22 protein-coding genes and 2 pseudogenes are annotated in these 22,120 nt (G+C 60.7%); 9 read left to right on the plus strand and 15 right to left on the minus strand.

Translation table 11 applies throughout. The features are described 5' to 3' along the window. Window positions 1–155 (minus strand): annotated as a pseudogene (locus ACSSVY_RS00005) (c-type cytochrome); the annotation flags it as partial. Window positions 156–211: 56 nt separating this feature from the next. Here ACSSVY_RS00005 and ACSSVY_RS00010 point away from each other — a divergent pair. The 3 genes from ACSSVY_RS00010 to ACSSVY_RS00020 are packed head-to-tail and all read left to right on the plus strand — an operon-like array spanning window position 212 to window position 1,418. Continuing rightward, entirely contained in the window at window positions 212–580 is a 369-nt protein-coding gene (locus tag ACSSVY_RS00010; protein WP_454267325.1) for a hypothetical protein, read from the plus strand. A 34-nt stretch (window positions 581–614) separates the two neighbouring features. Next, complete coding sequence (locus ACSSVY_RS00015) at window positions 615–929, plus strand: ArsR/SmtB family transcription factor (RefSeq protein WP_454267327.1); 315 nt, start codon at window positions 615–617, stop codon at window positions 927–929. Window positions 930–971: 42 nt separating this feature from the next. Further along, complete coding sequence (locus ACSSVY_RS00020; protein ID WP_454267328.1) at window positions 972–1,418, plus strand: YeeE/YedE thiosulfate transporter family protein; 447 nt, start codon at window positions 972–974, stop codon at window positions 1,416–1,418. 236 nt (window positions 1,419–1,654) lie between these two features. Here ACSSVY_RS00020 and ACSSVY_RS00025 read toward each other — a convergent pair. From ACSSVY_RS00025 to ACSSVY_RS00055, 7 genes and pseudogenes are all read right to left on the minus strand, one after another. Beyond that, window positions 1,655–2,612: pseudogene (locus ACSSVY_RS00025) on the minus strand (SulP family inorganic anion transporter); the annotation flags it as partial. 37 nt (window positions 2,613–2,649) lie between these two features. Next, window positions 2,650–3,534, minus strand: a complete 885-nt coding sequence (locus ACSSVY_RS00030) for an MBL fold metallo-hydrolase (protein ID WP_454267330.1) — start codon at window positions 3,532–3,534, stop codon at window positions 2,650–2,652. Beyond that, a complete protein-coding gene (locus tag ACSSVY_RS00035) occupies window positions 3,531–3,965 on the minus strand; it encodes a DUF6691 family protein (RefSeq protein WP_454267331.1) in 435 nt (144 codons plus the stop codon). Before ACSSVY_RS00035 ends, ACSSVY_RS00030 begins: the two co-directional genes overlap by 4 nt. 3 nt (window positions 3,966–3,968) lie before the next feature. Continuing rightward, window positions 3,969–4,409: a YeeE/YedE family protein gene (locus tag ACSSVY_RS00040; RefSeq protein WP_454267333.1), complete on the minus strand. Its 441-nt coding sequence runs from the start codon at window positions 4,407–4,409 to the stop codon at window positions 3,969–3,971. Between the two features lie 201 nt (window positions 4,410–4,610). Further along, window positions 4,611–6,101: a tripartite tricarboxylate transporter permease gene (locus ACSSVY_RS00045; protein WP_454267335.1), complete on the minus strand. Its 1,491-nt coding sequence runs from the start codon at window positions 6,099–6,101 to the stop codon at window positions 4,611–4,613. Continuing rightward, window positions 6,098–6,589: a tripartite tricarboxylate transporter TctB family protein gene (locus ACSSVY_RS00050; RefSeq protein WP_454267336.1), complete on the minus strand. Its 492-nt coding sequence runs from the start codon at window positions 6,587–6,589 to the stop codon at window positions 6,098–6,100. Before ACSSVY_RS00050 ends, ACSSVY_RS00045 begins: the two co-directional genes overlap by 4 nt. A gap of 76 nt (window positions 6,590–6,665) precedes the next feature. Continuing rightward, on the minus strand, window positions 6,666–7,643 hold the full coding sequence (locus ACSSVY_RS00055; RefSeq protein ID WP_454267337.1) for a Bug family tripartite tricarboxylate transporter substrate binding protein: 978 nt from the start codon (window positions 7,641–7,643) through the stop codon (window positions 6,666–6,668). Window positions 7,644–7,787: 144 nt separating this feature from the next. Here ACSSVY_RS00055 and ACSSVY_RS00060 point away from each other — a divergent pair, with 144 nt between their 5' ends. Both ACSSVY_RS00060 and ACSSVY_RS00065 read left to right on the plus strand, forming a co-directional pair. Beyond that, the gene (locus ACSSVY_RS00060) at window positions 7,788–8,696 is read left to right on the plus strand and encodes a LysR family transcriptional regulator (protein WP_454267339.1); all 909 of its coding nucleotides are present in this window, start codon (window positions 7,788–7,790) and stop codon (window positions 8,694–8,696) included. Continuing rightward, on the plus strand, window positions 8,693–9,436 hold the full coding sequence (locus ACSSVY_RS00065) for a sulfite exporter TauE/SafE family protein (RefSeq protein ID WP_454267341.1): 744 nt from the start codon (window positions 8,693–8,695) through the stop codon (window positions 9,434–9,436). Before ACSSVY_RS00060 ends, ACSSVY_RS00065 begins: the two co-directional genes overlap by 4 nt. On the opposite strand, the gene ACSSVY_RS00070 is transcribed toward ACSSVY_RS00065, so the two are convergent. From ACSSVY_RS00070 to ACSSVY_RS00095, 6 genes are read right to left on the minus strand one after another with little or no spacing between them, the layout of a single operon-like run. After that, window positions 9,433–10,104, minus strand: a complete 672-nt coding sequence (locus ACSSVY_RS00070) for a fumarate hydratase C-terminal domain-containing protein (protein WP_454267342.1) — start codon at window positions 10,102–10,104, stop codon at window positions 9,433–9,435. The two genes, ACSSVY_RS00065 and ACSSVY_RS00070, sit on opposite strands and share 4 nt — an antisense overlap. Beyond that, window positions 10,101–11,060, minus strand: coding sequence for a fumarate hydratase (locus ACSSVY_RS00075; protein WP_454267344.1), 960 nt, complete (start codon window positions 11,058–11,060; stop codon window positions 10,101–10,103). The genes ACSSVY_RS00070 and ACSSVY_RS00075 overlap by 4 nt, the downstream gene beginning before the upstream one ends. Then, window positions 11,057–12,811 (minus strand): L-aspartate oxidase, encoded by a 1,755-nt coding sequence (locus tag ACSSVY_RS00080; protein WP_454267346.1) that lies wholly within the window; start codon window positions 12,809–12,811, stop codon window positions 11,057–11,059. The genes ACSSVY_RS00075 and ACSSVY_RS00080 overlap by 4 nt, the downstream gene beginning before the upstream one ends. After that, window positions 12,811–13,152: a succinate dehydrogenase, cytochrome b556 subunit gene (gene sdhC / locus ACSSVY_RS00085; protein WP_454267347.1), complete on the minus strand. Its 342-nt coding sequence runs from the start codon at window positions 13,150–13,152 to the stop codon at window positions 12,811–12,813. Before sdhC ends, ACSSVY_RS00080 begins: the two co-directional genes overlap by 1 nt. Beyond that, window positions 13,149–13,481 (minus strand): succinate dehydrogenase, encoded by a 333-nt coding sequence (locus ACSSVY_RS00090; protein ID WP_454267348.1) that lies wholly within the window; start codon window positions 13,479–13,481, stop codon window positions 13,149–13,151. Before ACSSVY_RS00090 ends, sdhC begins: the two co-directional genes overlap by 4 nt. Further along, window positions 13,474–14,190 (minus strand): succinate dehydrogenase/fumarate reductase iron-sulfur subunit, encoded by a 717-nt coding sequence (locus tag ACSSVY_RS00095; protein WP_454267814.1) that lies wholly within the window; start codon window positions 14,188–14,190, stop codon window positions 13,474–13,476. Before ACSSVY_RS00095 ends, ACSSVY_RS00090 begins: the two co-directional genes overlap by 8 nt. Before the next feature lie 293 nt (window positions 14,191–14,483). Here ACSSVY_RS00095 and ACSSVY_RS00100 point away from each other — a divergent pair, with 293 nt between their 5' ends. The 4 genes from ACSSVY_RS00100 to ACSSVY_RS00115 are packed head-to-tail and all read left to right on the plus strand — an operon-like array spanning window position 14,484 to window position 18,395. Beyond that, window positions 14,484–15,899: a circularly permuted type 2 ATP-grasp protein gene (locus tag ACSSVY_RS00100; protein WP_454267349.1), complete on the plus strand. Its 1,416-nt coding sequence runs from the start codon at window positions 14,484–14,486 to the stop codon at window positions 15,897–15,899. 3 nt (window positions 15,900–15,902) lie between these two features. Next, on the plus strand, window positions 15,903–16,844 hold the full coding sequence (locus ACSSVY_RS00105; RefSeq protein ID WP_454267350.1) for an alpha-E domain-containing protein: 942 nt from the start codon (window positions 15,903–15,905) through the stop codon (window positions 16,842–16,844). A gap of 3 nt (window positions 16,845–16,847) precedes the next feature. Further along, window positions 16,848–17,648: a transglutaminase family protein gene (locus tag ACSSVY_RS00110; RefSeq protein WP_454267351.1), complete on the plus strand. Its 801-nt coding sequence runs from the start codon at window positions 16,848–16,850 to the stop codon at window positions 17,646–17,648. A 15-nt stretch (window positions 17,649–17,663) separates the two neighbouring features. Continuing rightward, window positions 17,664–18,395 (plus strand): peptidase, encoded by a 732-nt coding sequence (locus ACSSVY_RS00115; RefSeq protein WP_454267352.1) that lies wholly within the window; start codon window positions 17,664–17,666, stop codon window positions 18,393–18,395. 13 nt (window positions 18,396–18,408) lie between these two features. On the opposite strand, the gene ACSSVY_RS00120 is transcribed toward ACSSVY_RS00115, so the two are convergent. Further along, window positions 18,409–22,014, minus strand: a complete 3,606-nt coding sequence (locus ACSSVY_RS00120) for a hydantoinase B/oxoprolinase family protein (protein ID WP_454267353.1) — start codon at window positions 22,012–22,014, stop codon at window positions 18,409–18,411. Window positions 22,015–22,120: the final 106 nt, after the last annotated feature.

The following is a 22,120-nucleotide window of genomic DNA, read 5'->3' on the forward strand; positions in this document are numbered from 1 at the left end:
CCTTCGGCGAAATCGCCGTGGCAGACCGCGCAATGCTCGCCAAAAACCTCATCCCCGGTCCAGACGTCGCCCGATCCTTCGGGGAGGCCGCGCCCGTCAGACGAAGGCGCTGAGCAGTGAGACATCGAACATGGGGCATCCTCAGACGGGTTGATCCGCAAACATATTCAAAATATCATATGTTTTAGTCTGTCCGTCAATCGGAACACCGATGCATACGCTCGTTGCCCTTCTCGTCAGCCTCTCTCTGACATTCGGCCTGTTCGGTCCGCTCTCAGCGGCCGAGCTGGTCATGGTCGAGCGGCACGGCTGTCACTGGTGCGAGCAGTGGAATACCGAGATTGCCCCGGCCTATCCCAAGACCATCGAGGGCAGCCGCGCGCCCCTGCGCCGGGTGCAGATCAACGCGCTGCCGGAAGACATCGTCTTTCGCAGCAACCCGGTCTTTACCCTGACCTTTGTTCTGGTCGAGAACGGCGAGGAGCTTGGTCGGATCGAGGGCTATGCAGGCGACGAATTCTTTTGGTTTCTGCTGACACAGCTCTTGGATGCGCATCCCGATGCCACCAAGGCGCCGTAGCCGGCGATGCTGCGCCGCTCCCCCCCCTCCTAGGATGGACGTTTTCGAAGAAAGCGTCGATGCGATGCTCACCCTTGCCCATACGGTGGCGGAGTTCCTCAAGGCGATCAGCCATGAGGGGCGGCCGATGATCCTGTGCCATCTTGCGACTGGCGAAAAGACTGTGACTGAGCTGGAAGAGTTGCTCTCGGCGCGGCAGGCGGCGGTGTCAAAACAGCTCTCTCGGTTGCGGCTGGAGGGGCTGGTTACACCACGACGTGAAGGCAAGGCGATCTTCTACCGTTTGACAGACCGGCGCGCGATACGGATGCTCGAAGTGGTCTACGACCTGTTTTGCAAGCAACCTTGACCAACCCGTCAGATCCTTGCCCACGTCAAACGGAGAAGCATCATGCCTGGCGGCATTCCTGAAACCCTGCTCATAGTTCTCTGTGGCTTTGCTGGCGGCGCGGTTCTTGGGCTGGCGGCGCGCGTGGGGCGATTCTGCACCTTGGGAGTCATCGAAGATCTGCTCTATCAGCAGAGTGACATACGGTTGCGTATGTGGGGGCTCGCGATAGGGGTGGCTGGTCTCTCGGCTTTTGGTCTTGCTGGGCTGGATCTGTTCGATATTGCCGCAAATGCCTATTGGATCACGCCTTGGTCACCCTTGGCGAGCGTTTTGGGCGGGCTGTTGTTTGGCTATGGCATGTCGCTGGCGGGTAACTGTGGATTTGGTGCATTGGCACGGTTTGGAGGCGGTGATCTGCGGGCCTTTGTGATCGTGTTGGTGATGGGAATTTCGACCTATATCATGATGTCCGGGCCGTTTGCGCAGTTGCGCATCATGGCGACTTAGGCCACCAGCCCCGCGCTTGACAGTCAATCCTATGCGCAGGTTTTAGGCGCATTTACCGGGTTACCGACGATTTGGGTCGGGCTGGCGGTGTCCGCGCTGATTACGGTGGCCGCGCTCGCTTCGCGGGAATTCCTGCGGAACCGACAGGCGCTCTTTTGGGGGGCGATGGTCGGGCGTGCTGTCACCTCGGGGTGGCTGGGCGCGTCTTGGGTGGCCACATATGGATTCATGCCGCAGCCGGTAAAGGCCGCGCCGATATTGGCGGCCCCCAGACCGATCAACTCTTGATCCGGGTCGATCCGTTGGCGTTTCTTGGCCGCCAGCGTCTGTGCGACGGACATGGATTCCACAAAGCCGATCACGGAAATCAAAAGCGCGGGCACAAAGAGCGCGCCGATCAGCCCCGGCGAACAGGACGGGAGCGTCAGCGGTGGCAATCCCTGGGGCACCGCCCCAACAACGGCAACGCCATGCTGATCGAGCCCGAAGAGCCAGACCGGAGATGTGCTGAAGGCCACCGCGATGACCGGGCCCGCCTTGGCCCCCATATCGGCCGCACGCGGACCAAACCCGCGCTGCATCAGCAGGTGTTTCAGGCCGCGCCGTACCCAGAAGAGAAAGGCAGCAGAAGCCACGCCGATCAGCAGCGTGAGAATGCTGATGTCCGCCAGATGCCACAGCAGAGACCAGAGCATTTCCGGCAGGCTGCCACCGCTGGCCTTGACCCCCAAGAGATGTTTCAACTGGCTGACGGCGATCGGGATGCCGCTGGCGGTGATGAGCCCCGCAATCACCGGATGCGACAGGAAATTCGCAAGAAACCCTAGGCGCAGGATGCCCATGGTGAGCAGGATCAGGCCGGACAGCCCGGCAAGGGTCAGCGCCGCCACGGCATAGCCCGCTGTGCCCGCCTCGGCCACATCGCCAATCGCGGCAGCGGTCATCAGGGACACCACCGCCACCGGACCCACCGCCAGCGCGCGGCTGGTGCCAAAGATGGCGTAGAGAATAATCGGCAGGATTGAGGCGTAGAGCCCCGCCTCGGGCGGCAGGCCCGCCAAGAGGGCGCAGGCCAGCGATTGCGGGATCAGCATGATCGTCACGATCACCGCCGTCATCTGTCAGCGCATGCCGGTTATGGTGGCGGCCCCAATCCAGTACCGGCAGGACGCGCCCGAGGGATTTCAAATCCATGTCACTTGTTCCGCGCCCCGTCCGAGACGGCAACGTCTCAGAGCTTGTTCACCGGCAGTTTCAGCATCGGGTTGCCGTCGCTGTCGCGTGGCACCTCACCGGCGCGCATATTCACCTGCAAGGAGGGCAGGATCAGACGGGGCATATCCAGAGTCGCGTCGCGTTCGGTGCGGAATTTCACGAACTCCTCGCGCGTCCTGTCGCCGCCAACGTGGATGTTATGCGTTTTTTCCGCACCCACGGTCGTCTCCCACTGGATGTCACGGCCATTCGGGCCATAATCGTGGCACATGAAGAGGCGCATATCGTCGGGCAATCGCAGCACCTTTTGGATGCTGTCGTAGAGTTCACCCGCGTCGCCGCCGGGGAAATCGGCGCGCGCCGATCCGCCATCGGGCATAAAGAGCGTATCACCGACAAAGGCCACATCGCCCATCACATGCACCATGCAGGCGGGCGTATGACCGGGCGTGTGCATGGCAAAGCACTGCATGCCGCCCACTTTGTAGGTGTCGCCATCTTTGAACAGGGCGTCAAATTGCGACCCGTCGCGCTGAAATTCGGTGCCTTCATTGAAGATCTTGCCAAAGGTGTCCTGCACAATCAGGATTTTTTCACCAATCCCGATTTTGCCGCCCAGCTTTTGCTGGATATAGGGCGCGGCCGAGAGGTGGTCGGCATGGACGTGCGTCTCGATGATCCAGTCCAGTGTCAGGTGGTGATCCAACATATAGGCGATCATGGCATCGGCATGATCATAGGTGATCCGTCCCGCCGCCATGTCGATATCCATCACGCTATCGACCACGGCACAGGCCCGCGATCCGGGGTCTTTGACCACATAGCTGATGGTGTTGGTCGCCTCATCAAAGAACGCCTTGACCTCTGGCGTCACGGTCATGTCCACGGGAAAATCGGTCATGCTGTCACCTTTCTCTCTGCCTGTTTCGTCTGTATGGCGCGCGCCACCCAGATCCCGGCAAGCAGGGCTGCGACAAAGGCAACCACGTCGGGCTTGCCCGAGCCAAGAGCCGGGATTGCCGCACCGGGGCAAAAGCCCCCAATGCCCCACCCGAGGCCAAAGACCGCTGATCCACCGATCAGGCGCGCGTCGATGACCGTGTTGGTGGGCAGCTTGAACTCTGCCTCGACAATCGGTGCGGGGCGTTTGAGCACCACACGGTAGCCGATGAATGTGGTAACCAGCGCGCCCCCCATGACAAAGATCAGGCTCGGGTCCCATGTGCCTGCGACGTCAAAGAAATTGAGCACCTTGGCCGGGTTTATCATGCCCGAGATGGCAATTCCCACACCAAACACAAGGCCTACGAGCAAAGCGGACAGGATGCGCATGGTTCAGACTCCTATAACGTGACGGATGATATAGACCGTCAAGAAGGCCACGGCCATGAAGGAGAACGTGGCAACGATCGAGCGTGGTGACAGCCGCGCGATGCCGCAGACCCCGTGTCCAGAGGTGCAGCCTGAGCCAAAGGTGACGCCGATGCCCACGATGAACCCGCCAATCAGGATCATCGGCAGGCTGATCGGCACCTCGACCACGGGCATTTGCCCGGTCAGCGCCAAGACCAGCAGCGGTCCCGCGATCATGCCGACCATCATCGCCGCGCGCCACCTCTTGTCGCCCGGCACATCACCGGACATCAAGCCCGACAAGATTCCCGTGGCCCCCAATATCCGACCCTGAAACACCATCAGCAGCACGGCAGATAAACCGATCAACACACCACCAGCCAGTGACGCCAATGGGGTAAACTCTGTTTCAACACCCACCATATCGTATCCTCTCACGTCAAAACCCGGCTCTCTGGAGCCGACTTCCATTATATCATCATTTATGAATATATGAAGACGTGTTTCTTTTTCATACCCCTGAGCGGTATGTCACGAAAATCTTATCACGCCCGACCCGACGGTTGAACAGGGATAGATGTGGTATGGTTATGCCGTGTATGCGCCGCTTGAACTGACAGCGTCTCAGCTCTTTTCGCGGGCCTTGTCCAATGTGCCCCGCGCAATCGCCACCACGGCTAGCAAGGTCAAAGCCCAGAAGAACCATGTGATCGGCCCGCGCAGCAAGATGTCCGGCGCTCCCCCGGACATGAGCATGGATTTGCGGAAATTATCCTCGAGCAGCGGGCCGAGGATGAAGGCAATGAGAAAGGGGGCGGCGGGGATATGGTAGCGCGTCATCACAAATCCGACCCAACCCATAACGAACATCACCGCCACGTCAAAGATGCTGTTGTTGACGGCAAACACCCCATAGATGCAGAGCACGAGAACGATTGGCATCAAGATGCGCTTGGGGATATCGGCCACCGGCTTGAATCCCCGGATTGCCAGCCCGCCCACGATAAAGAGCAGGCCCGAGGAAAAAATCAGGCCGATGAAAAGGCCATAGATGATATCAACGTTCATCACGAACATCATCGGTCCCGGCTGTAATCCATGCACCATGAAGGCCCCGATTATGATCGCGGTGATCACATCGCCCGGCACGCCAAGTGCCAGTAGCGGGATGAGAGTGGCGCCGGCCACGCCATTGTTGCCGGCCTCAGAGGCGGCGACGCCCTCGATTTCACCCTTGCCGAAATTGGCCTTGTTGGGGGATTTGCGCCGTGCCTCAGAATACGACAGAAAGGCCGCAGGGGCCGCGCCGATGCCGGGGATAGAGCCCAGAAAGACGCCAATGAAGCTGCCGCGCACGATGGAGCGGAAACAGCGTTTGTAATCAGCGAACGTGACCCATTTGTTGCCCAAGGTCTGAACCTTGCCCATGTGCCCGGTGGGGTGCCAGACCATGTTGATGACCTCGGGGATGGCAAAGAGGCCGATCAGCACCGCGATGAAATTCAACCCGCCCATCAGGTTGGGGTGGCCAAATGTGAAACGGTTTGTGCCATAGACGAGATCAAGCCCGATGGTTGCCAAGAGCAGGCCCAAAAGCGCCGCGAGAGCACCGCGCAACAGGCTCTCACCCGAGACGCCCGCAATGATGGTGAGCGAGAAAAGGATCAGAGCAAAGAACTCTGGCGGGCCAAAGCTGAGCGCGAAAGAGGCCAGCCAGCCTGCAAGCAGGATCAGAGACAGGTTCGAGATGAGATCCGCCGTGCAAGAGGCCCAGAGAGCCATGCCCAGCGCGCGCCCCGCCTCACCTTTGGCGGCCATCGGATGTCCGTCAAGTACCGTGGCCGAAGAGGCGGGCGTGCCCGGCGTCTTGATCAGGATGGCCGGAATCGACCCACCAAAGATGCCGCCCTTGTAGACGCCGAGGAGCAGCAAGATGCCGTTGATCGGCTGCATCGGAAAGGTAAACGGCAGCGTCAGCGCCACCGCCATCGTGGCCGAAATGCCCGGAATCGCGCCACCGATGACGCCGATCACAATACCGATGGCCAGCGAGACAAGCGCCTCGACATTGCCGACCAGCGCGAGACCGGCCATGATGCTGTCAATCATGCTCATGGCAACCTCACATAGTCGCCCTGCGGGATGGCAACGCCTGCGACATGCGCAAAAAAGCCATAGAGCAGGAGCGGAACCACCAGAGCGCAGATCAGCGCAGTTTTGGGATGGCGTGTCCTGACCAGAAAGGCGAGGGCCGCAAAGGCCAGCATCGCGGCCCAGACCATGCCGATGCGGGGCAAGAGCCAGAAGGTGACAGCCATCAGCACCGCCATGCCCGCCAGCCTGATCAGACCCGCGCGCGGGTCCTCGATCGGGTCATTGACGGGGGCGTCATCCTCATCCGGCTTGCGGTTGGCAAACAGCATGCCCAAGCCCACAAGCCCGGTCAGCCCGGCAATCGCATAGGGCCAGAACCGGGGCGAGAGGACGATATTGCGAATATTGCTGGGAGCCGAGATCCAATACGGAATGGCGTAGAGGATCAGGAAAAGACAGGCTGCACAGGCACCGATGCCCAGTTGCAGCTGAATTGCGCGTTTGCTCACCCTGACCCTCCCCGATCAGTTTGCTGGCCTTGGTAGGCCGGGCATCTCTGCGCCCGGCCTATGCGTGCGACAGACTTCAGCCTTCGATCCGCATGCCGAGCCTATCGACCAGCGCACGGAAGGTTTCATATTGCGTCTGGATAAAGGCGTTGGCCTCTTCGGGACTCATGACATTGATCACCGAGCCCATTGCGCTCATCTGCTCCACGAATTTCGGGGCTCCTGCGGCGGCAGTCATCCACTCACCCCATTTGGCGGCCACATCGTCCGGCAGGTCATCCGGCCCGGCAATGCCAGTCCAACCCACAAGCTGCGTGAGATCAGGTTTGCCCAGATCAACAGCGGTCGGCGCGTCGAAGCCTGGTACCGGTTCGGCGGTGGTCACGAGGATCGGCTTTAACTGCCCATTGGCCACGAAATTGGCGAGCGCCGATGTGTTGGTGCAGATAAAGGTCACGGTGCCATTGAGAACAGCAGTTGCCGCCTCGCCACCGCCGCCTTGGGGAATGTGGATCGCCTTGTCGAGCGGGTTCTCGACGCCGAATTCGTCCAGCACCATCACCGCCGCGAGATGCAGCATCGAGCCCACGCCGGAAGAGCTATAGCTGGAGCCCTCGGATTCCGTCAGGGCGATGAGATCCTCGATCGTCTCGATACCGGAATCAGGGCGCACGGCACAGGCGACGGGGCTGATTTCATAGACCGTCACAAAGCGGAAATCGTCGAGTGTATAGGGGAGCGTTGCCTTCATCGCCGGGTTGACCGTGTGCGAGCCGACGCGGGCAAAGAGCATGGTATAGCCGTCCGCCTTGGCGTTTTGCACCGCAACAGATCCGGTGGCGCCCCCTGCCCCTGTGATGTTCGACATGACCAGCGGCTTGCCGACCACGGTGCCCAACGGCTCTGCGATGGTGCGGGCCGAAATATCGGTCGCGCCGCCTGCGCCATAGGGAATGACCATGTTGATGGGGCGTTCGGGATATTCGGCCACTGCGGCGGTTGCCGTCAGGCCAAGTCCCATGGCGCAAACCGCGCCCAACTGTCTCAGCTTCATGTTTTCCTCCTCCTCTGTGGTGTCGGCGGCAGGGTGATCGCGGATTGCAACGCCGTCGGCTTTAGGTGTAACTTTAAGGCACGCTTAATATAAGCAATATTCCGTTACAGCTTGTGTTACAAAATCTTACGGAAGAGGCAGGGCATGTCAATCCGGCGCTTGCGCACCCTGATCGCAGTGGACGATCACAAGACCTTTAGCGCCGCTGCCGAGGCGGTGTTTGTCACCCATGCCGCCGTCAGCCAGCAGATGCGAAGTCTCGAAGAGGAATGGGGTATTGCGCTGTTTGACCGATCGCGACGGTCTCCGGAGTTGACCCCAACCGGTCGTGCGCTTGTCGCGCGGGCGCGCGACATTGTGCGCGCCTATGATGGCATCGTGCCCTCGGTTTTAGGCGATGAGGGGTTTCGCGGCGAAATCTCTTTGGGCGCTGTGCCGATGACGCTGACCGGGCTGACGCCATTGTCCGTGCGACTGCTCAAAGACAGCTTTCCGGATTTGCATGTGCGCATTGTGCCGGGCATGACGACCGCCTTGATTGCCGAGGTCGAGCGGGGCGCGCTTGATGCCGCAATCCTGTCGCGGCAGGGACCGTTACCGCCCGAAGTCGACCATGCCGATATTGCGCAGGAGCCCATGGAACTGCTGGTGCCGCAAGAGATCGAAGGCAACGATGTGCGAGACCTTTTGACCCGACATCCGTTTATCCGGTTCAGCCGTGATGCCGTGGTGGGCGGGCTGATCGACGGCTGGCTGCGCGACAATGCCATTGCCGTGTCGGTCACCATGGAGTTGCAGGGGCTAGAGGCGATATCGAGCATGGTGTTGGCGGGGCTTGGTGTGTCCATCGTTCCGGCGCGCTGTGTGCGCGGGGTTCAACCGCTGCCGCTGCGGCGACTGCCGTTGCCCACCGGAGCGCCAGTGCGGCAATTGACGTTGGCGCATCGCCGCGACAACCCGCGTATTCGGATCATTCAGGAGATTCACATGGCTCTGCTTGGAGCGGTGGATATCGGTATCTTTACCCCCTCTGCCCGAAGCACCGCTGCATGAACGCGGAAATCGTTGCCTACATCATCGCAGGGGCTGCGGCGGGCGGGTTCATCAACGGGCTGGCAGGGTTTGGCACGGCGCTCTTTGCGCTTGGATTTTTTCTCACCGTGCTGCCGCCGTTGCAGGCCGTGGCGATGCTCGTTGTGCTTTCGGTTATCACGGGATTGCAAGGGGTCTGGGTGGTGCGCCACGCCATCGGCCAGAACAAACGGCGGTTGGCGCGTTTCCTTGTGCCGGGGCTGGCGGGGATACCATTGGGCGTTCTGATCCTGAGTGTGATTGACGCGGGCACGCTCAAGGCGGTGGTGGCGTCCATGCTGCTCGTTTATGGCGGTTACTTTTCCTTTCGGGCGCATCTCCCAAGGTTCGAGCGGCCAACGCCGCTTTGGGATATGCTCGTGGGATTTTTGGGGGGCGTACTTGGAGGCGCGGCTTCGCTCTCGGGGGCGCTGCCGATGATGTGGTGCACGCTGCGCCCTTGGCCCAAGCATGAGACGCGCGCCGTGCTGCAACCATTCAACGTGGTCGTCTTGGCAGTGACAACGGCTCTTCTGGCGTTCAAGGGAGCCTATACGCGGGAAACTCTGATCTATATCGCGATTGCGATCCCATCCTCGCTCGCTGCCGCGCAGGCCGGAATTGCGGTGTTCAAGCGTCTGCCCGATGCCGCATTCCGTCGCCTGTTGATTGTGATGACCTTTGTTTCGGGCGTAGTCTTGCTGGCGCGCGAAATGCTCTAGCCAATCACCTCATCAGAGCGGTCATCCGTCTCGCCATAGCGTTTGAGCGTCGCGGGGCGCGTGCCTTCATAGACCCGTTCGAGGTTCTTGGCGATCTTGGCATTCTCGCGCTCAAAGAGGCAATTACCGTCCAGATCAGAGGCCACGATGAACGGCCCCATCTTGTTGCAGCGAATGACCCACATTGCCTGCGCCAGACCCAGTTCTTCTTGCCAATGCACCGCCTCGACCTTTTCGATGCCACGACCCAAGAGCGCGCCGGTGCCATAGCCCACGGTCGAGAGGTAGATCGCGCCATTGGGCACGAAATAGGATTTGTAATCCTTGGACGACATGCCGCCCTTGCCGATGATCAGCTTGGCACCAGTCTTGGCCATCCACTCGGGCAACCATTTGGCAAAACGGAACGAGGCCGTTGCCGTGACAGCCCCCATGTTGAACGACCCATCGGGACGAATGGCGGCGGCGGGGGAGCAATGGAAATTCGCAGCGCTCTGGCTAGGCAATTCCAGCGGGATATTCGCCTTTTCCTCAAGTGCGCGCATATAAACGCCTTCGCGCGCGGTGTAGAGCAACCCATCAAGATAGACGATATCGCCAAGGCGCAGCTCAGCAAGCGCCTCGGGCGTCGGCGTGGTGCTCAGGCGGATTTCGCGGGGTTTCGTCATTCTGCCGCCTCCTGCGCGCCACCCAGCCATTCGACGGTTTCGCGGCGCTGATAGGGGGTGAACCAATCGGGATCGGTGCGGTATGCGACGCGCCCATCAGGATATAGGCGCGCGACCGCCCGGCGGGACGACAGGCAAAAGGCATGCACCGACATCTGCATGCCCCCGGTGTGGCAATAGCCCACCTCGATGTTGCAATTGATCACCATGTTCTTGCCGACAAATCCCATGGCCCCCATGCCGATGGAATTGCCCAGATCCTTGAACTCGCGCTCCAGCGCGGCAATCCTTGGGTCTGGATTCTCGCTGCCCACGACGCGCAGGCAGGCAGCGCGCTTGCCCAGAACCATGCAGGTATCCTTGGACCCCCCAAGGCCAATGCCGATGATCGCAGGCTGACAGGCCAGACCACGTTTGCCAAAGGCGACAAGGCTATCGAGGTAAAACCGTTTGATCCCCTCGATCCCGTCAGAGGGAAAGAGCATGCGGTAATCGGTGCCAAAGAGGCCGCCCTTGTGGACGGTGATCAGGTCGATCCAATCACCCTCTGGCTCATAGGCATATTCGATTTCGGGCGCGCCGATGCCCACGTTGTTGTTGTGATCGGTGCGCCAGAGCGGATGCACGCGGTTGGGGCGTAGAGGCACGTCATAGGTCGCCTTGGCCGTGGCGCGGCGCAGCGCAGATTCGAGCGCGACCGGCCCGCCTTCGATCCGGGCCTCGTTGCCCATTTTCACATACCAGCGCGGACAGCCGGTATCGCCGCACATCGCGCGGCGGTCTTCTTTGGCGGCCTTGTAATTCTCCAGCATCGCCTGAAGGACAAAGGACGAGAGATCGCCATCCTCGGTTTCCGCCGCAGCCTCTAGGCCGGTCAGGTAATCCTCGGGGATTTCAATGGCCGCCTTGTCCATCAAGATTTCGGCGGTGTTCTGGATGAGGTCTATAGAGATCATTGTGCGGCCACCAATGTTTCGGGTTCGCTCTCGGGCAGGATTGTCTCGCCGGGGCGGATGATGGTGAATTGCACCGCATCGCGGCGGACGGTCAGATCGCCACCCTTTTGGGTGATCACCGTGTAGTAAGAAGCGTCAAGATCACCTTCATCCAGGAAATCCTCGCGGTAATGCGCGCCGCGCGAGTTTTCGCGCGCAAGGCCCGCCAGCGTGATCGCCTCGGATACGTCGCAGAGCGAGCGCAGGTTGAGCCAGTCGTGCCATGTGAGGTTGAAGGCAAGATTATCGCCTGCGACGCCAACATCCATCAGGGCATCGGAAACCTCGGCAACGCGGGTCAAACCACGCTCCATGCCCGTAGCGGTGCGCATGACGCCGACATCCTCCCACATCGCGTCTTGCAGGGCCGCGCGCAGGGGATGGACGGGCGCGGGCTGGCAAGTGAGGGGATGCAGGGCGCGGTCAATCTCGGCCTGCAACGCGTTGGGACAGGGATCGCGCAGCGCGCCCATGCTGCGGATATCCGCGCCCATGACATCACCCGCGACGCCACCATAGACGGTGGAATTGGCCACACCATTGCCGCCCAAACGGTTCGAGCCATGCGCGCCGCCTGCATCCTCGCCCGCCACATAGAGCCCTTCCATCGCGGTGCGGGTATCGGGATCGACCACCACACCGCCCATGAAGTAATGCGCGGTTGGCACCACCTCGACCAGACCGCCCGCGAGGTCAAATCCGCTATCGGCGCAGCGTTTGACCATGCCGGGGAATTTGGCGCGCACGTTGTCAGGGCCAAGATGGGCCATGGAGATGAAGACGCCGCCATTCGCCGAGGTGTTGTTCTTGCGCATCTCGGCATAGATGGCGCGGCTGACGACATCGCGTGTGGCCCGCTCGCCCTTGGGGTCATAGTCGAACATGAAGCGGCTTTCCGCGCCGTTGAGTAATTGACCGCCCGCGCCGCGCAGCCCCTCCTCCAGCACGGTTCCGGTCATCCGCGTATGGTCGCCGGCCAGCAATCCGGTGGGGTGAAACTGCACCATTTCCATATCGCGCAGTTCCAGCCCGGCGCGCAACGCCATGGCAAGGCCGTCCATCGTCTTGTCGCCCGAGGGCGTGTTATATTTGTACATCGTCGGCCCGCCACCGGTGGCCATAAGGACCGTCTTGGCCCGGACAAGGCGAAAGCCGCCTGTGCGCATATCGATGAAGAGCACGCCCGCCAAGGCACTGCCGTCGCGCGTGGGGATGAGACCAATCGCGCGATGTTCTTGCAGCTTGTCCACTGGCCGCGCCAGAACCTGCTCCATCAAGCGGCTGATGATCTCGATACCGGTCAGGTCGCCCTTGTGGACCGTGCGGTCGGCGGTCTGCCCGGCAAAGGCCTTTTGATGCAGCGTGCCATCTGGATTGCGGTCAAAGAAGCAACCGATTTCATTTTCCAGCTCGTGGATACGCACCACCGCCTGTTCGCAGAGTTTCCACGCCATATCCTGATTGGGCAGCCATTTGCCGCCCTTTATGGTGTCCATGAAATGCCGCTCGACGCTGTCCCCGCCGCCCAGCGCCACGTTGTAGCCACCCTGCACCATGCGCGTGCAGCCGCATTTGCCAATGAGACCCTTGACGGCAATGGTGATCCGCGTGCCCGCCGGTGCGGATTGCTGGGCATGCAGCGCGGCAAAGAGCCCGGCACCGCCTGTGCCGATGATCAGAATATCGGTGTCGTGTCGGTCGATATGGGTCATCAGATCGCCCTCAGGAAAAACGTGCCGGACAGAAAGAGGGCCGCGCCGACCGCCCCCGCCGCCAACGTTTTCTGACGGTCGGACCATGGCAGGAATTCAAGCGCCATCAGGCGCAGGCCGCCGAACATATGGACGGCAAGCAGAAAGACGAGGCCGAATTCAGCGATCTTGACCAGCGGGTTCTCGGCGAAGGCAAGAAAGCCATCAAGCCGCGCTGGGGCGGTAATCGCCTGCGCCAAGAGCCAGAAATGCGCAGGAAGAAAGAGCGCAAGCGCCAGACCAGAGACGCGGTGCAGCACAAAGGCAAACCAGAGCGGGTGCGAGCGGGGCGGGTGTTTCATGGTAACGTCACCGCAAAGACGGCGCTGAGGCCAAGGGTGACGAGGGCCGCACAGATGCCCCATGTCAGCACGTCAAGGGCGATGCCGCGCAAGCGCAGCCATTCATGCACGATGACGCGCAGGCCTATGGCGGCATGGACAGAGACGGCGAGGACAAAGGTGCCGTAGAACAGGAACCAAAGGAGGCTGCCTTGGGTGCGGCCAAGGATCTCTGCCGTGCTGAGCCCACCCTGAATGGCGTAGATCATAACCGCGATATGCCCAAGGACCAAGGGCGCCATCACCAGCGCGCTCAGGCGTTGCGCCATGTAGAGCCGCAGATCAAGCATCGCGCTTTCCTCGCAATGCCGCCTTGACGGTTTCACGCTTTAACCCGGCAATTGCGCGCATCGGGTTCAACTCATTGGGGCAATATTGCGCGCAACTGCCCATGGAGTGACAGTTATGGCACCCGCCCTTGCCAGAAACCGCAGCGAGGATGCGAGTACGACCCGAATCGCGGCTGTCGTTGAGCAAGGTCCAGGCGCGTTGTAGGGCGGCCGGACCGAGGTAATCGGGATTGCCTGCGACCGTGTCACAGGCCGCGTAGCAGATCCCGCAGTTGATGCATTCGATTCCGAGGTTGGCTTCGGCCCGCTCGGGACTGTCGGGCGTGATCGGGTCAAACTCTTCGAACCGCCCGCGCGTCGGATGGTGCCGCGCCTCGGCGGCGACCCATTTGTCAAAGAACGGGTCCATATCGGTCGCCAGATCCTTGATCACCGGCAGGTTGCGCAGGGGGGCAATGTCGAGGCGACCGTCATTCGCGACGCGGCTGACATGCGTGCGGCAGGTCCAGCGCGGCACGCCATTCACCATCATTGCGCAAGAGCCGCACATGCCAACGCGGCATGCAAAGCGGTAACTCAGCGTCGGATCTGCCTCTTGCTGGATCCAACTGACCACATCGAGAACTGTCTGATTTTCGCGGGCCGGAACATCAAAGCGCTGCATCCGGGTTTCGCCCGCCTCGCCCCGCTGTACGGTCACTTTCAACATGTCGCGCGTTCGGGTCACGGCATCCTCTGGCTGATTTTGGCGGTTCTGACATCGTTTATAATTATGAGTTTTGCTAACAAAAAGGAATAAATGCTAATGGTTTCTGTAAGTCATTCTATCATATACGGAGCATCACACAGGCGAACCAATCACAGGCTCCCGAATGACAAGCCTTTGCCAAAGCCTAAAAATTGTGCATGGTTGAGGGATAAGCGGGCATAAAACCGCATCGGGCCCGTCCTGTCGCAACAATTTCGATTGCACAGGGCCCCGGACAGGGAAACCATGATCCTATGGATATGTTTGATGAAATGCAGGGGCAGAACGGGCAGATTCGCAGCCCATATGCCACATTCGACGCCTGGCTGAGCGACGAGGACGCCGCCCGCCTGCGTGCCAAAAGCCGTGAGGCGGAGGATCTCTTTCGCCTGACGGGCATCACCTTTAATGTGTATGGACGGTCCGAAGCCGAGGAGCGTCTGATCCCGTTCGATATCATTCCACGCATCATTTCGGCGCGCGAATGGCAACGGTTGGAACGTGGCATCGAACAGCGGGTGTGTGCGATCAACGCCTTCTTGCATGACATCTATCACCGGCAGGAAATCCTGCGCGCCGGACGCTTGCCGCAAGAGATGATCTCGAGCAATGAGGCGTTTCTGCCGCAAATGATCGGGATGATGCCGCCCGGTGGGGTTTATACCCATATCACCGGCATTGACCTTGTGCGGACCGGGCCGGACGATTTCTTTGTGCTCGAGGATAACGCGCGCACGCCCTCTGGTGTCAGCTATATGCTGGAGAACCGTGAAACCATGCTGCGCATGTTTCCAGAGTTGTTCAGCCGCAACCGGGTACGTCCGGTCTCGGATTATCCGCGCAATCTAAGGCGGTCGCTGGCGGCCTCGGCCCCTGCGGCCTGCGACGGGACGCCCACCGTGGCGGTGCTGACCCCCGGAATCTTTAATTCGGCCTATTACGAGCACGCCTTTCTGGCCGACAAGATGGGGGTCGAGCTGGTCGAGGGACATGACCTGCGGATCGTTGACGGGCGGGTGGCGATGCGGACCACGCGCGGCTATCGCCCGATTGACGTGCTTTATCGCAGGGTGGATGACGATTTCCTTGACCCGCTCAACTTTAACCCCGACTCGGCGCTTGGCGTGCCGGGGATCATGGATATCTACCGCGCAGGCGGTATCACCATCGCCAATGCCCCCGGCACCGGCATTTCCGACGACAAGGCGATCTACAGCTACATGCCCGAGATCGTCGAATTCTACACCGGCGAGCGACCCATTTTGCAAAACGTGCCGACATGGCGCTGCAATGAGAAAGAGAGCCTCGATTACGTTCTGGCGCATCTGTCAGAGCTGGTGGTCAAGGAGGTGCATGGATCAGGCGGGTATGGCATGTTGATCGGCCCTGCGGCGAGCAAGAAGGAACTCAAGGACTTTGAACGCAAGTTGCGGGCGCGGCCCGGCAATTATATCGCGCAGCCCACGCTGAGCCTGTCGACTGTGCCAGTGTTCACCAAAGCGGGCCTTGCGCCACGGCATGTCGATCTGCGGCCTTATGTGTTGATGTCGCCCGAGGGGATCAATGTGACGCCTGGTGGACTGACGCGGGTGGCGATGAAGAAAGGCTCTTTGGTGGTGAATTCGTCCCAAGGTGGAGGCACCAAGGACACTTGGGTGCTGGAGGACTAGAGGATGCTGGGGAAAACGGCCGGAGGTCTATTCTGGATGGCGCGGCTGCTGGAACGTGCCGAGAATACCGCTCGTATGATCGAAACCGGGCAGCGGATCGCCCTGACGCGGGCGGGCAGTGGCGCGGATGACTGGCTTTCAGTGTTACAGGCAGCAGCGGTGTCCTATGGCTATCAACAAAAACACGACGAGGTGCTACCGGAACTGGCGATTGACTGGATGCTGCGCGACCCGGACAACCCATCCTCAGTCATGGCCGTCGTCACACAGGCGCGCCACAACGCGCGACTGGTGCGCACGGCCCTCACGCATGAGGCGTGGGAGGCGGTCAATTCCTTCTGGATGCTGCTCAAGGTCGCGCTTGCCCGCAAGGTTGCGACTCGGGATCTGCCCAAGGTCCTGTCGCTGATCCGGGAACGCAACGCGCTGGTGCGCGGCTCTATTCTCGGGACCATGCTGCGCAACGAAATCTACGATTTCATTCGCATCGGCACCTTTATCGAGCGGGCGGATAACACGGCCCGCATTCTCGACGTAAAATACTACGTGCTGTTGCCATCGGCGGCGGCGGTGGGATCGCGGCTCGACAATGTGCAGTGGGATACGATTCTGCGGTCAGTCAGTGGGGAAGGAGGATATCGGCTTGCCATTGGTCCCGATGTCACGCCGATGGGCATTGCTCAATTCCTCATCCTCGACAAACGCATGCCGCGAAGCCTAAACTTTTGCTGTGCCAAACTGCGCGACAATCTCAATTATCTGGCGACGGATTACGATCTTCGCCTGCCGTGCCACCAATTGGCGGACACGCTCTGCCGCCGGTTCATGAGCCATGACGTCGCTGCGATCTTTGATTATGGCCTGCACGAATATGTGCAGGAGGTGCTTGGCCATCTGAGCAAGCTGAGCCACCAGATCGAAATCGAGTACAGATTTAACGGATAGCCCATGCGTCTCGCCATCAGTCATATCACTCGTTATTCATACTCCACGCCCGTGCCGTATGGTGTGCAGCAGATCAAGCTCTACCCCAAGCCAACGCGCGGGCAGGCCGTGATCAATTGGTCGATCACCGTAGAGGGGGCAACGCAAGAGGCAGAGTTCACAGATCACCACCGCAATCATGTGATGTTGTTCAGCTTTGATCAGGGCGTCACCGAATTGGTGATCCACTCTCAGGGCGTTGTGGAAATGGCCGATCAGGCCGGGATCGTGGGGCCGCATGAAGGATTGGCGCCGCTGTGGCTGTTTCAGCGCGCAACAGATCATACCCGCGCTGGCAAAGGCTGTCGCGACATTCTGCGGAGTGTCGAAGGCGATAGTGATCTGGAGCGGTTGCACGACCTGTCGGCCCGAATTCATGCCGCCATCGCCTATGAGACCGGGAAATCCGAAATTGCCTGGTCCGCAGAGGATGCTTTGGCCGCCGGTCACGGGGTCTGTCAGGATCATGCGCATGTCTTCCTTGCCTGCGCACGCGCAATGGGTCTTCCGGCGCGGTATGTTTCAGGGTATCTGCGGATGGACGGACAGGATGAGCAAAGTGCGACCCACGCTTGGGCAGAGGCCCATGTCGAAGGGTTGGGCTGGGTTGGTTTTGATGTGTCAAACGCGATCTCGCCTGATACGCGCTATGTCAGGGTTGCAACGGGTCTCGATTACACAGAGGCTGCACCGATCGCCGGTCACCGCTATGGCGTGGCGGGTGAGAACATGGATGTGACGCTGCGGGTGACCCAGCAACAGTGACAGAGGATTTCATAGGTGACCTATTGCGTGGGCTTGTGTCTTGATCGCGGCATCGTCTTTATGTCCGACACACGCACCAATGCGGGGCTCGACAATATCTCGACCTTTCGCAAACTGCATCACTGGCAAATGCCTGGTGAGCGGGCGATGGTTCTGCTGACAGCGGGCAATCTGGCAACCACTCAAGCCGTGATCAGCCTGCTGGAAGAGCGCACCAAGGCACATGACGAGCGCGACCCGACGATCCTGTCGGTGCCCTCGATGTTTCAGGCTGCACGACTGGTTGCGGGCACGTTGCGCGATGTGATCGAAACCCATGCCAGCACCGGACAGCGCGCCGATAGCAGCTTTAACGCCACAATGATCCTTGGCGGTCAGATCAAGGGCGGTCCGCCACGCCTGTTTCTGATCTATCCCGAGGGCAATTTCATCGAAGCCAGCTCCGAAACGCCGTTCTTCCAGATCGGTGAGACCAAATATGGCCGCCCCATTCTGGTGCGCGCCTATGAGCCGAGCATGAGCTTTGCCGATGCGATGAAGCTCTTGTTGGTGAGCTTTGATTCCACCATCAAGGCCAATCTTTCAGTTGGTCTCCCACTGGATATGTGCATCTACGAGGCCAACAGCCTGAAGCTGCCCGAGGTGCATCGCATCGAGTTGGACGATCCTTATTTCCGCACCATTTCGGATGGATGGGGCGATGCCCTCAAACGCGCGTTCGAGAGCCTGCCAAACCCCGAGATTTGAAGGGCGGCCGGGATCAAACCCGGCCAAACCCCCCCGCAGTCGGCGTGATCACCGTCACGGCTTCGCCCGCCTCAAGCACTGTCTGATCACAGGCGTTCAGCACGTCTATTGCACCCGATAGGCGGCGCACTTCGGTCCGGCCCGCCTCGCCCTCGCTGCCGCCCGCGCCCCCTTGCGGCGCACGGTTGCGGTGGGATGAGAGAATGGCGCAATCCATCCGGGTCAGGAACCGCAACGTGCGGATCGTGCCATCGCCGGCCTTGGCCGCCCCCTTGCCGCCCGAACCCGGACGCAGGGCAAAATTCTCGAGCAGCACGGGAAAGCGCAACTCGAGGATCTCAGGATCGGTCAGGCGCGAGTTGGTCATATGCACGTGCACGCCCGAAGTGCCGTGGAACTGCCGCCCGTCGTTGAACTGACCGGCGGGCGAGCCAGAGCATATGGTTTCGTAATACTGGAACTCGTCATTGCCAAAGGTCAGATTGTTCATCGTGCCCTGACTGTTGGCCATCGCCCCCATCGCGCCAAAGAGCGCGTTGGTCACATGCTGCGAGGTTTCCACATTGCCCGCCACCACGGCCGCCGGATAGCGGGGCGAGAGCATCGAGCCTTCGGGCACGATGATCCGGATCGGGCGCAGGCAGCCTGCGTTCATCGGGATCGGTGCCTCGACCATCACGCGGAAGACATAGAGCACGGCGGCGCGCGTCACAGGCTCTGGCGCGTTGAAGTTGTTCTTGCGGACCTCGGATGTGCCCGTGAAATCCACCGTCGCTTCGCGTGCGGCGCGGTCGACGGTGATCTTGACCCGGATCACCTGTCCTGTGTCGGTTTCATAGTCATAGGAACCGTCCGACAGCTTTTCCAGAACCCGCGCGACCGCCTCGGCGGCGTTGTCCTGAACATGGCCCATATAGGCCTGAACCACGTCGAGGCCGAAGTTGGCGACCATCTTGCGGAGCTCGTTGATCCCGCGTGCATTGGCGGCAATCTGCGCCTTGAGATCGGCCACGTTCATGTCGATGTTGCGGCAGGGGTAGGGGTGATCACCGAGGATCGCACGCAAGGCGTCCTCGCGGAATTGTCCCTTTTCCACCAGCCTGAGATTGTCGATCAAGACGCCTTCTTCATCCACCGTGGTCGCAAGCGGCGTCATCGAGCCGGGGGCCGTCCCGCCGACATCAGCATGATGGCCGCGCGATGCCACCCAAAAGAGGATGCTTTCGCCGCCCTCGTTAAAGACCGGCGTGACAACGGTAATGTCGGGCAGATGCGTGCCACCGTTATAGGGCGCGTTGAGGGCAAAAACGTCGCCGGGGTGAATATCGCCTTCATTCAGGCGAATGATCGTCTCGACGCTGCGATCCATGGAGCCGAGGTGCACCGGCATATGCGGGGCATTGGCCACCAAGGCGCCCGTGGCGTCAAAGACCGCGCAGGAAAAATCCAAACGTTCCTTGATGTTGACCGATTGTGCGGTGTTTTGCAGGGTCACGCCCATCTGTTCGGCAATCGACATGAAGAGGTTGTTGAAGACTTCAAGCAGAATCGGATCGGCCTCGGTCGTGCCGATGGCCATATCGCGCGCCATCCGTTCGTGGCGCGACAAGAGCACATGGTCATGCGCTGTGATTTCGGCACGCCAGCCGGGTTCGATCACGATGGTCTGGTTCTCCTCGATGATCAGAGCGGGCCCGGTGACGATATTGCCAGGTGTCAGACCCGCGCGGCGGAACACGCTCGCAGGGGTCCAATCGCCGTTGCAAAAGAGCCGTGTGCGCGTGTCGGTCTGCGCCTCAGCCACCTGGCGGGCGGCCTCACTCTCGGGGGCGTCGGGAAGGACGGTATCGGTGGCCTCGACCTCGGCGCTGTCGATGATCACGCGCTTGTCGGGTGTGGTAAAACCGAACTGCGCCAGATGCGCCGCCTCGAATTCGGCGCGCGCCTGCGCCGGGGTGTCATAGGCCACCGGCAGGGCGGTATCGGTGCCATCATAGCGCAGATAGAGCCGCGGACGGGTTTCAGCCCCAGTCACGCCTTGGGCCTGCATTTCCTGCATCACCTGCGCAGTCAGATCATCGAGCACGCTTGTGATGACGCTATCACTGCCCTCATCCAATGGCTCTACCACCATCTGTTGCCGTGACGCGCTAACGCGCGCCAGACCGATCCCATAGGCCGAAAGAAGCCCCGAGAGCGGATGGATCAGAACCTTTTCCATGCCCAAAGCGTCAGCCACGAGGCAGGCATGCTGCCCGCCCGCGCCACCAAAGGAATTCAAGAGATAGCGGGTCACGTCATAGCCGCGCTGCACCGAGATTTTCTTGACCGCGTTGGCCATGTTCTCCACAGCGATGCGCACAAAGCCTTCGGCCACCTCTTCGGGCGATTTGCCGTCGCCCGCCTCTGCGGCGATTTCTGCAAAGCGCGCCGAAACGGTATCACGATCCAGCGGTTGATCCTGATCGGGGCCAAAGATGGGCGGGAAGAAATCGGGGTTGAGCTTGCCCAGCATGACATTGGCGTCGGTCACGGTCAGCGGCCCGCCATTGCGGTAACAGGTGGGGCCGGGATAGGCGCCGGCGCTATCAGGGCCCACGCGAAACCGCCCCGGTTCGGCATGAAGGATCGAGCCGCCGCCCGCCGCCACGGTATGCACGCGCATCATCGGCGCGCGGATGCGGACGCCTGCCACTTCGGTGTCAAAGGCACGTTCATATTCGCCCGCGTAATGCGCCACATCGGTCGAGGTGCCGCCCATGTCAAAACCGATGACCTTGTCAAACCCGGCAATCGCAGCGGTCTGCGCCATGCCGACAACGCCCCCGGCAGGGCCGGAGAGAATCGCATCCTTGCCCTGAAACCGCTCGGCTGCGGTGAGGCCCCCCGAAGACATCATGAATTGCAGTGTGGGGCCGGGTTCGCCCGGCGGCGTCGCACCAAGCGCCGATGCCACCCGCGCCACATAGCGGCGCAGGATGGGCGAGAGATAGGCATCGACCACGGTCGTATCGCCGCGCCCTACCAGCTTGATCAACGGCGAGACTTCGTGGCTAACCGAAACCTGCGCAAAGCCTGCATCGCGCACCGCGTCGGCCAAGGCCAGTTCGTGCGCGGGGTTTTTCCACGCGTGCATGAGGACAATAGCGGCGGCATCTATCCCTGCGGCGCGGGCCTCGGTCAGACCTTTGGTGATAGCTGTCAGGTCGAGCGGAGTTTCAACCGTGCCATCAGCGCGCAGGCGTTCAGGCACCTCAATTACGTGGGAATAGAGCTGTTCGGGCAGCAGGATTTCCTTGGCAAAGATATCAGGCCGTGCCTGATAGGCGATGCGCAGCGCGTCGCGAAAGCCGCGCGTGATCAAGAGAACCGTGGCATCGCCCTTGCGCTCCAAGAGCGCGTTGGTTGCCACGGTGGTGCCCATGCGCACCGTGCCGATGCGGGAAGCGTCAATCGTACCGCCCAAGAGACGGCGGATACCCTCAATCGCGGCGTCGTCATACGCCTCTGGATTCTCGGACAATAGCTTGAGCGGTTCAATGCTACCTTCGGGACTGCGCCCGATGACGTCGGTGAATGTGCCGCCACGATCAATCCAGAAATCCCAGATCTTGTTCATCTCATCCATCCCCGTTGTGCTTCATTTACATTTTGTTGACAAATTATAAATGATCCGTCAAGCTTTCCTTGAACCGGGGCTACAACCGGTCACATCGCTCAATCAG

The sequence above is a fragment of the Roseovarius sp. MBR-51 genome (assembly GCF_053628575.1).

Bases quoted from the DNA above. Each gene is read 5' to 3' on its own strand.
- ACSSVY_RS00010 (WP_454267325.1), top strand. From the start codon at position 212: ATGCATACGCTCGTTGCCCTTCTCGTCAGCCTCTCTCTGACATTCGGC.
- ACSSVY_RS00015 (WP_454267327.1), top strand. From the start codon at position 615: ATGGACGTTTTCGAAGAAAGCGTCGATGCGATGCTCACCCTTGCCCAT.
- ACSSVY_RS00020 (WP_454267328.1), top strand. From the start codon at position 972: ATGCCTGGCGGCATTCCTGAAACCCTGCTCATAGTTCTCTGTGGCTTT.
- ACSSVY_RS00030 (WP_454267330.1), bottom strand. From the start codon at position 3,534: ATGACCGATTTTCCCGTGGACATGACCGTGACGCCAGAGGTCAAGGCG.
- ACSSVY_RS00035 (WP_454267331.1), bottom strand. From the start codon at position 3,965: ATGCGCATCCTGTCCGCTTTGCTCGTAGGCCTTGTGTTTGGTGTGGGA.
- ACSSVY_RS00040 (WP_454267333.1), bottom strand. From the start codon at position 4,409: ATGGTGGGTGTTGAAACAGAGTTTACCCCATTGGCGTCACTGGCTGGT.
- ACSSVY_RS00045 (WP_454267335.1), bottom strand. From the start codon at position 6,101: ATGAGCATGATTGACAGCATCATGGCCGGTCTCGCGCTGGTCGGCAAT.
- ACSSVY_RS00055 (WP_454267337.1), bottom strand. From the start codon at position 7,643: ATGAAGCTGAGACAGTTGGGCGCGGTTTGCGCCATGGGACTTGGCCTG.
- ACSSVY_RS00060 (WP_454267339.1), top strand. From the start codon at position 7,788: ATGTCAATCCGGCGCTTGCGCACCCTGATCGCAGTGGACGATCACAAG.
- ACSSVY_RS00065 (WP_454267341.1), top strand. From the start codon at position 8,693: ATGAACGCGGAAATCGTTGCCTACATCATCGCAGGGGCTGCGGCGGGC.
- ACSSVY_RS00070 (WP_454267342.1), bottom strand. From the start codon at position 10,104: ATGACGAAACCCCGCGAAATCCGCCTGAGCACCACGCCGACGCCCGAG.
- ACSSVY_RS00075 (WP_454267344.1), bottom strand. From the start codon at position 11,060: ATGATCTCTATAGACCTCATCCAGAACACCGCCGAAATCTTGATGGAC.
- ACSSVY_RS00080 (WP_454267346.1), bottom strand. From the start codon at position 12,811: ATGACCCATATCGACCGACACGACACCGATATTCTGATCATCGGCACA.
- sdhC (WP_454267347.1), bottom strand. From the start codon at position 13,152: ATGAAACACCCGCCCCGCTCGCACCCGCTCTGGTTTGCCTTTGTGCTG.
- ACSSVY_RS00090 (WP_454267348.1), bottom strand. From the start codon at position 13,481: ATGCTTGATCTGCGGCTCTACATGGCGCAACGCCTGAGCGCGCTGGTG.
- ACSSVY_RS00095 (WP_454267814.1), bottom strand. From the start codon at position 14,190: ATGTTGAAAGTGACCGTACAGCGGGGCGAGGCGGGCGAAACCCGGATG.
- ACSSVY_RS00100 (WP_454267349.1), top strand. From the start codon at position 14,484: ATGGATATGTTTGATGAAATGCAGGGGCAGAACGGGCAGATTCGCAGC.
- ACSSVY_RS00105 (WP_454267350.1), top strand. From the start codon at position 15,903: ATGCTGGGGAAAACGGCCGGAGGTCTATTCTGGATGGCGCGGCTGCTG.
- ACSSVY_RS00110 (WP_454267351.1), top strand. From the start codon at position 16,848: ATGCGTCTCGCCATCAGTCATATCACTCGTTATTCATACTCCACGCCC.
- ACSSVY_RS00120 (WP_454267353.1), bottom strand. From the start codon at position 22,014: ATGAACAAGATCTGGGATTTCTGGATTGATCGTGGCGGCACATTCACC.